The sequence below is a fragment of the Gloeocapsopsis crepidinum LEGE 06123 genome, assembly GCF_015207655.1.
GTDB lineage: Bacteria > Cyanobacteriota > Cyanobacteriia > Cyanobacteriales > Chroococcidiopsidaceae > Gloeocapsopsis > Gloeocapsopsis crepidinum.
On sequence record NZ_JADEWN010000016.1, the window covers coordinates 73,607 to 82,183 of the forward strand.

General features: G+C 39.7%; 6 protein-coding genes. 4 read left to right on the forward strand and 2 right to left on the reverse strand.

What is annotated here, in order from left to right; translation table 11 throughout:
• Nucleotides 1-227 precede the first annotated feature (227 nt).
• Nucleotides 228-1,004 (forward strand): 3-methyl-2-oxobutanoate hydroxymethyltransferase, encoded by a 777-nt coding sequence (gene panB, locus IQ230_RS08695; RefSeq protein ID WP_193931613.1) that lies wholly within the window; start codon nucleotides 228-230, stop codon nucleotides 1,002-1,004.
• Nucleotides 1,005-1,136: 132 nt separating this feature from the next.
• Here the strand turns inward: panB and IQ230_RS08700 are convergent, their stop codons facing one another.
• Both IQ230_RS08700 and IQ230_RS08705 read right to left on the reverse strand, forming a co-directional pair.
• Nucleotides 1,137-2,417, reverse strand: coding sequence for an MFS transporter (locus tag IQ230_RS08700; protein WP_193931614.1), 1,281 nt, complete (start codon nucleotides 2,415-2,417; stop codon nucleotides 1,137-1,139).
• A 103-nt stretch (nucleotides 2,418-2,520) separates the two neighbouring features.
• On the reverse strand, nucleotides 2,521-5,439 hold the full coding sequence (locus IQ230_RS08705; protein ID WP_193931615.1) for a zinc-dependent metalloprotease: 2,919 nt from the start codon (nucleotides 5,437-5,439) through the stop codon (nucleotides 2,521-2,523).
• A 250-nt stretch (nucleotides 5,440-5,689) separates the two neighbouring features.
• Here IQ230_RS08705 and IQ230_RS08710 point away from each other — a divergent pair, with 250 nt between their 5' ends.
• The 3 genes from IQ230_RS08710 (at nucleotide 5,690) to IQ230_RS08720 (ending at nucleotide 8,427) form a co-directional block, all read left to right on the forward strand.
• Nucleotides 5,690-6,172 carry a pentapeptide repeat-containing protein gene (locus tag IQ230_RS08710; RefSeq protein WP_193931616.1) on the forward strand — a complete coding sequence of 161 codons (483 nt, stop codon included), beginning with the start codon at nucleotides 5,690-5,692 and terminating at the stop codon, nucleotides 6,170-6,172.
• Between the two features lie 220 nt (nucleotides 6,173-6,392).
• The gene (gene purT, locus IQ230_RS08715; protein ID WP_193931617.1) at nucleotides 6,393-7,553 is read left to right on the forward strand and encodes a formate-dependent phosphoribosylglycinamide formyltransferase; all 1,161 of its coding nucleotides are present in this window, start codon (nucleotides 6,393-6,395) and stop codon (nucleotides 7,551-7,553) included.
• Between the two features lie 4 nt (nucleotides 7,554-7,557).
• Entirely contained in the window at nucleotides 7,558-8,427 is an 870-nt protein-coding gene (locus tag IQ230_RS08720; RefSeq protein WP_193931618.1) for an alpha/beta fold hydrolase, read from the forward strand.
• Nucleotides 8,428-8,577 lie beyond the last annotated feature (150 nt).

Here is an 8,577-nt window from a genome sequence, read left to right on the forward strand (position 1 = left end):
TCTAGAGTGCTAGCGTAGCGCAGTGAAGTTTAGTTCTATTTATAGACAAACTAAAAACAAAAAGAGATATCACTTAACAAAACTCAATAGTGTAGTGAGATGTGGACAGCAGCAATTTGCCATGACTGCTCCAAGAGCAAGTAGCTAAATTTAATCTGGCATACTTAAGATATTGCTCGTTTCACTCAGTATATTTCTGATTGCCTTTCGCCAACGACTAGTGACATATGCCCATCACTACCCAGCAACTTAGCCAATGGAAACAACAAGGGCGAACAATTGTCGCTCTTACTGCTTGGGATTACACGACAGGAAGGTTGTTAGATGGATCTGGCGTAGATTTGATCTTAGTAGGTGATTCCTTGGCAGGTATGCTAGGTTACGAGACAACTATACCTCTGACACTAGAAGAAATGTTGCATCACGCAAAAGCTGTACGCCGAGGTGTGAAAAATGCGCTAGTTGTGTTCGACTTACCTTTTTTGACTTATCAAGAAAGCTTTCAGCAAGCGATGCATTCAGCGGGTAGGGCTTTAAAAGAAACAGGGGCACAGGCTGTAAAGATTGAAGGTGGGTATCCGGCAATTGTAGAGACTGTAGCGCATTTAGTCCAAGCTGGAGTTCCCGTAATGGGACATATTGGTTTGACCCCCCAATCAGTTCATCAATTAGGGTTACGTCAACAAGGTAAAACACCGACAGACAGTGAAAGATTGATTACTGAAGCGATCGCATTGGAAGCTGCAGGCGCATTTAGTATTGTCTTAGAACATATTCCCTCAGAGTTAGCTATTCAAATTACGCAGAAACTCACAATTCCCACGATTGGAATTGGTGCTGGTTCTGGATGTGATGGACAAGTATTAGTCACGTCTGATTTGTTGGGTTTATCCGAGAAACAACCGCCTTTCGCCAAAATGTATGTCAATTTGAGTGCGGCGATCGCCCAAGCTGTACAGAGTTTTGCAGTAGAAGTACGCGATCGCCAGTTTCCTAAAAAGTGAATTATAAATGCCCTTCGAGATTGCCCAAACGAAGTGAACGAGTGCACATTCAAGAGTTGGAGTTTTGTTTGTAAGTCCGCAGAGGTAGACTTTAATTTATATAGCAGCGAATTTATTCGCTAATCATTTATGCTATCGAGCAATTGATATTGACTCTTCGATTGCCACAACAGATTCGTTAGTTACTTTGTGCCGTGCCAGAACGTATAAAGCAAGGTTACCGCAAAGAGTACTTAGAGTGACAACTAACCATGAATGGTGAGAAATATTTTGTGGTTGATCTATTGCCCAACCCCCAACAATAGGACCAAAAAAATAACCAATAGACCAACATTGGTAGCTGATCGCTAGATACACTCCTCGTAGTGAAGGCGGTGCTAACTCGGCAACAATTGCTGGAGCAAAAGGTTTATAGATGATGGAGGCAATTGATAACACGCTAAATGCAGCAACTATCAATGCAAACCGGATTGATGAATCTATTCCAGTAGCCCAAACTAAGAAAAACCCTGTCCCCCACAGTAGCATAGAAATCATTAAAACTTTGATTTTTACTAATGAGCCTAAAATTTGGACAAGGGGTAACTGTAAAACTGCGCCCAAACCGACATAACACCATGTAAATAAATTGGCAACACTTGTTAATGAGCTTGCTGTATTTTGAGTTGTATTCTGCGGTAGCAATGTGAAATATAGAGGTAAAGTGCTGCTGACTAAAGCAACATAAGTAGTAAACAGGACATTAATAACAACAAATAGCCTCAAAGCGCGATCTTTGAGAGCGATCGCAAATCCTTGAAGTGTGTTGGTATCATTGGAAGCGTCATGCCGTGTTTCGATAATCGCAACTTGAATAAGCACCAGAAACACAAGAAACAAAACTCCACTCAAAACAAAAAGTGCTTCAATGCGATGAACTAGGGTAAGCAATAATCCCCCGCTAAAAACTCCTAGGCCATTACCAATACTGTCTGCTAGAACTAAAATTGCGAATGCATGGTGACGCTGTTCTGATGTTGTTACATCAATCACTGCAGCATCAGCTGCAGTCCAATAACAACCCGCACTCAAACCCATAATTAAGTTTGCAACAACTAGCAGTGGTAAATTGTGAGTCAGTACTAAAACAAGTGCAGCAAAGATTGACAAAATAGCAGAGATTAAGAGTGTTTTTTTACGACCATACTGAGAATCTGCTAAATAGCCACCCAAGAAATGACCGATAACACCCGCCAGGGAACCACTACCAATTCCAATTCCGACTGCAGTTGCAGATAAACCTATTTGTTTAACGAATATCAGCGGAATGTAAAACTGAATCAACCCATAACCTGTTTGGTAGAGTAATCGACCGATCGCTTGAAACCAAACTTGACGGCTTGATAGTTGAAAGAAATGGGGCAAATAAGTCATGTGGCTAGTTGATAGTTGCTAGTGACTAGTTGCTCATCACTCATTACTAATCACTAACCACTCTAGATATTAGATACTACCTATCTACCCTAACTTCTTATGATTATCGCGATTGTATTTGAGCATTGAGTGTTTTTTCGATGCGATCGCGTGTTTCTTCTAAATGGGCTTTTGTATATTCATCAAACTTATTTGAACGCGATAAAGTTCGATTCAAGTGACCGCGAAGTTGTCTTAGTTTATACCAAGCAAGTGTTCGGGCATCTTCTGGTACAGAGGAGTTACGTAGCACCATTGCCGTGAGAATCTTCAGGTGTTCTCGTTGTAAAGCACGACGTAAACTATTAATATCAGGATTGCGTCGGTCTGGTTCGATGACTTCTGTCCAAATATCATTTTGGAGAGTATCAAATAACTCTGGTAGCGTTAATACAGTTTCAGCTTCACTTTTGAGTTCAATATCACGCAAACGAACTAAGCGATCGCCTGAGAGTAACTCTTTGAGTACTAAGCTTTGCATCAAGTTCACACTATCGTGAATTGGGTAATCGAGACGCCCCAGCATGACATCGCTACCCCAGTGTCGCCATCGTGACGGTGCTAATTTGTTGAGTAAATCGGGTGGAAAATTAAAAGCATCCGCTGCAAAGATGTATTTCTCTAATGTTGCTAACGCTTGACGCTGTTTTTCTACAGGTACAGGTTCAAATGGTAGTCTTCCGTTAGGATCTCCAGCATGGTTGCGTGAGAAAGTCTGCCCACCAATGTATTTTGTTGTGTAGTAAGTATGGCGCAGGTAGTGTAGAAACACCGCATCAAATAACTCACTCAATTTAGCATAACTTTCTCCTGTTTTCGGATAACGTTTGTGCAAGCGATCCCACATCACACGCGAGTTTTCCAATTGCCACTGTGAGTAACGCAGCACATCACTACTATTATCCCAAGCATTCACTTCGGGGTCGAGGTCAAACAAATCTTCATCAGTAGCATAGGCGAGTTCTGATTGTGCGGAACGCTGTGCGATTTCATCCAAAAACGGCTTTTCAGCGATTGGGTGTGCTGCATCAGTTGGTGTATAACCATACTGAATTGCCCAAATATCATAAGGACCAACAACTGAGGGAAAATAATCTCCTTGCTGCATTCCTTGTGGTGCTAAATTTGGTGGAATATAATCCATCACCGAGGTTGTCAAACCCCTAATTTGGGTAACAGTTGTATTATTTAATTCTTCTGGTTGCAATAATGTGCTACCACGGAAATTGTGCCGTAGACCTAAAGTGTGTCCTATTTCATGGGCGATAATGAGTCGTAAGTATTGATGAATATACTCTTCCATCTGATCGCTGTTTGGCGCTGTGTCTTGAAACAGCGATAGTGCTAAAGACCCGATCGCAAACTGGTTGAGTGCCTCAATGCCGTAACACAGGTCATACTCTATTGCCATTTGTGATAGCGGTGAACGCGAAGGAACTGGGCTAGCAATACCAGCGGCATTTGCTAAGGTTGGTTGTGAGTCACCCTGGCGTAACTCGTTGGTGCAAAGATTACCAGAAGCCCCCATCATATGAGATAGTAATGATGTTGGTTGTGTTTGATGTTGTTGAATTAAATTACGGTATTCGTGCTTCAGTCGGCGGACAAAGCTAGCATCAACTAAAATATCGGCATCTAAGATTTCTCCCGTTAAAGGATTAACGCGAGATGGTCCTAAAGCAAAAAAGCCATCGACGGTGTTAATCCAGCGAATTGTGTTATAGCGCACATCAGCAGGGTCCCACTTAGCATCATTAGGCATTTGCTTGACTTGTATAGCATCTTTAAATCCTGCTTTTTCAAAAGCTTGGTTCCACATCAAAACACCTTCTTTGATCGCTTCGTGGTACTCTAGCGGAACAGCATTTTCAATCCAAAAGACAATCGGCTTTTTGGGTGGTGATAGCGGGGCATTGGGATCTTGTTTTTCGAGATCCCAGCGATTAATGTAACGAACGAAAGGATCGCTGCGATCGTCATTAGAAAAGTCTTGATAAGCTGTAATAAAATAGCCCACACGTTCGTCAGCTAGACGCGGACGATAGTTGCTGTTTTTGGGTAATTCAGAAAAACTGTAGCGGACGCGCAGAGTTAAAGCGCGACTATCTGGTATGGTCGATAAATTTGCCGGATTACTACTATTAGTTGAAGAAAAGCCATAGACTGACTCTATCTCAACATTTAAGGGAAAAGCTTTAGCATCACCAAAATGTGATTTTTTGCTGTCAAGTTGATAGGGAACTGACAGCATTGTTGACAAGTGCGACGATAACCCTGGAACATCACTAAGGAGAAGATCTCCTAGATCTACAAGAACTGTTTGGCGTTGGGGGTGAATGCTTTTGATCGGTAAAGCGTAAAGAACTGAATCGCTAAATGAACGTGCTAGCGATCGCGCTTGCGGATCTCCAGGACTTGTCCGAAAGTTTACGTTACGTACTACAAAATGTAAGTTATTGTTAACACGACGAAAATAAAATAAGAAGTCTTGTAAAGGCATTCCACTATAAATTCCGCGTTCGCCAATACCCGATTCCATAGTAATTGTGCCTAAGAAGTTTTGATTTAACTGCTGCGGCTTGATCTCTAAATAAATTTTGCCTGTATCTTTGTGCGTGTAGAGAGTATACAACCCTTCTACTTTTGTTGTATCTTTAACAACCTCATGAAACGGTTGTAAGTCAGCTTGCTTATTTGTATTTTTTGTAACTAAATATTCTGGAATATTAGGTTTGTTTTCGTCTTTGACAGGTTGTAAAAATGGCTGTTTTACCTTTTTGTCATTATCTACTATCCAAACAAATGGTTGATGCTGCGGCTTGTCATCTTGGAGTACCCATACTCCTGATGGTAACTTATGTAAAGGGTTGTCCTCTGTTAGTTGTGACTGCGAAGGTATAGCAGCGATCCCAGCGATCGCCGGTTTAATTCCAACAAATAATAAACTTTGTAGTAATACAATATATAATGGTAGCCTCTTCATCCCACCAATTCCTTCACTGGTTTCTCAGCGTTTAAATTTATATAGCAATGTCTACTGATTCCTTCATCACCCCACCACCACAAGCTATCTTGTTATCCTGAGTTCACACGAATATTAGACTAGAAGCCTTGCTTGCTAGTGTGTATTATTCCCAGAAATTGTTATTTTATTAACGGTCATATCTTACTTTTGCATTTAATTCAGCAGGATGCTGAGAAGTTATGTACAAAATTAATTGTTATTAGCATTAATGTTAAATTCTGCAACTCATAACCTCTACGACGCGTGCAAGCAGTTTCTCCAAAAAGATAGCTATCAACGTTCACTACAACTTCAGCAGCTTGGTTTAGCACGTTATGCTGATTTCTTAACGCAAATACACTTAAATGAAGCAAATATAGCTTGTGTTATGCGTTTTTTTCAAAACCCTAGTCGTGTCAAATTTCCTCAGCTTCAAGGTGCAGATCTATCTAATTTAATTTTAGATCGCAGCAATTTGATTCGGGGCGATTTATCTAGTGCAAACTTGCAAGGTAGTAGTCTTGTTAATGCTGATTTAATATTTGCCAATTTTACGAAGGCAAACTTGAGAAATGCTAATTTGACTGGTGCAACATTAAATGCAACGATTTGGCTGGGGACGACAGTTGAGAACTGTAACTTTGGTATGGGTATTGGACTAACTGATATTCAGCGACAAAATTTAATAATACGTAACGCTCAGTTCGATTGAATTATGTTTAAAACATTTCAATTACTTAAAGTATAAAAAAACACACTAAGATATTTTGTTTCAGTGCATATGCTTATATATCCTTTGTTTATTAGATAGCAACTTCAGAATTGTGAAGAGTATTTTTAGCTTATCTTCAATAAAAAATGAATGAGTAATACAGAGGGTTTCACTTTTGGCGTAAAGTGTTTTTAGTAAAAAGAATCCTCAAGCAAAAGGCATGGTTTTAACACTTCCGCGAAAGTTTCTATTACTTGGTTCAGGTGAACTAGGCAAAGAGTTTGTGATTGCAGCGCAACAGCTAGGAAATTCTATTGTTGCGGTTGATCGTTATGCTAATGCCCCAGCAATGCAGGTTGCTGATAAATGTGAAGTTATTTCTATGTTGAATGGTGACGATTTAGAAGCTGTTATAGAGAAACATCAACCCGATTTCATTATTCCAGAAATTGAAGCAATTAGAACTGAAAAATTACTTGAATTTGAACAACGCGGGATTACTGTTATACCAACTGCTAAAGCAACTAATTTTACGATGAACCGCGATCGCATTCGCGAACTAGCACACACTCAACTTGGAATTCGGACTGCCAAATATGCTTATGCGACTAGTTTAGATGAGTTAGTTACGGCTGCTCAAGATATTGGTTTTCCAAATGTAGTTAAACCAATTATGTCTTCATCAGGAAAAGGTCAAGCAGTAGTTTATCAACCTGAGGAAGTAGCAACAGCTTGGAATTATGCCATAAAAAATTCTAGAGGAGATAGTCAGAAGATTATTGTTGAAGAATTTATTCAATTTGAAACTGAAATTACACTCTTAACAATTAAGCAGTGGAATGCGCCAACAATTTTTTGTCCAGCAATTGGACATCGGCAAGAAAATGGAGATTATCAAGAATCTTGGCAACCTGCTAAAATCTCAAATGAGTTGTTAGTTGAAGCACAGGCGATCGCCCAAAAAGTTACGGATTCCTTGGGTGGTGCAGGAATTTTTGGAGTAGAGTTTTTTGTTACCAAAGATGAAGTTATATTTTCAGAACTTTCACCTCGACCTCATGATACAGGCATGGTGACATTAATTTCGCAAAATCTTAATGAGTTTGAGTTACACCTGCGGGCTGTTTTAGGATTACCGATACCGCAAATTGAATTATTAACACCTTCAGCAAGTGCAGTTATATTAGCTCATGAATACGCTGATCGAGTTTCATATACTGGTGTTGCAGAGGCTTTGATAGAAAACGTTGAATTGCGCTTATTTGGCAAGCCAGATGCACGCCCAGGGCGACGAATGGGATTAGCCTTGGCTAAAGGCATAAATGTAGAGGAAGCGAGAAAAAAAGCACTACAAGCTGCCAGCAAAGTTAAAGTTGTTTAAAAATATGTTTCCTACCTTTCTACCATCGCAAGTACAGCTACTTAAGGAAAATGCAGCAATTACTTTAGCTCAAAGCATTCAGCGTAAGTCGATTATAACTTCGTTAAGTAAACAGGCGATCGCGACAGCTTATGTGTGTCAAGGTACAGGTAAGCCAATTTTATTACTGCATGGATTTGATAGTTCAGTATTAGAATTTCGCTATCTTCTACCATTACTGGCTAAATCTCATCAAACTTGGGCAGTTGATCTACTTGGATTTGGTTTTACTGAAAGAATGACAGAAATTGAATACAATCCAAACTCAATTAAAGCTCATCTTTATAGTTTCTGGAAGCTAATCGATCAACCATTGACATTAGTTGGTGCTTCGATGGGAGGTGCGACAGCAATTGATTTTGCGTTGGATTATCCACAAGCTGTAGAGAAATTAATTTTAATTAATAGTGTAGGTTTTAGTGGTGATTTTCCCCTTGGCAAATTCTTATTTCCGCCCTTTGATTATTTAGCAATAGAGTATTGGCGACAGCGTAAACTTCAAGCACTTTACTGGGAGAATCATTTGAATTCTCTAGAAGCAGTACGTTGTGCATCACTACATTTAGATATGCCTTACTGGTATGAAGCAATGCTGAGTTTTATGAAAAGTGGTGGGTATAGTAACTTAGTAGATAAGATTTATAGAATTAAGAAACCAACACTTATTTTATGGGGCGATCGCGATGATACTTTGAGTGTAAATGATGCAACGAAGTTTCGACGGGCGATCGCACATTCTCAACTAATTTGGTTAAAGAATTGCAGTCATGTTCCCCAATTAGAACAACCAGAAGTTTTAGCTAATTATATTCAAGCCTATTTAAATGATGTATAGCCTATGTAATAACTATTTAATATTACAGCCTATTGCAAGTTTATGAGGTACAGTAAGAGGAGTACACAAATGAAGTCTAATGAAACCGTACTCGCTCGACTTGCGAGAAAAAATAGTTAAGGCATACACACAAGGTGACACCTCAATCAG

Bases quoted from the DNA above. Each gene is read 5' to 3' on its own strand.
- IQ230_RS08705 (WP_193931615.1), bottom strand. From the start codon at position 5,439: ATGAAGAGGCTACCATTATATATTGTATTACTACAAAGTTTATTATTT.
- panB (WP_193931613.1), top strand. From the start codon at position 228: ATGCCCATCACTACCCAGCAACTTAGCCAATGGAAACAACAAGGGCGA.
- purT (WP_193931617.1), top strand. From the start codon at position 6,393: ATGGTTTTAACACTTCCGCGAAAGTTTCTATTACTTGGTTCAGGTGAA.
- IQ230_RS08720 (WP_193931618.1), top strand. From the start codon at position 7,558: ATGTTTCCTACCTTTCTACCATCGCAAGTACAGCTACTTAAGGAAAAT.
- IQ230_RS08710 (WP_193931616.1), top strand. From the start codon at position 5,690: ATGTTAAATTCTGCAACTCATAACCTCTACGACGCGTGCAAGCAGTTT.
- IQ230_RS08700 (WP_193931614.1), bottom strand. From the start codon at position 2,417: ATGACTTATTTGCCCCATTTCTTTCAACTATCAAGCCGTCAAGTTTGG.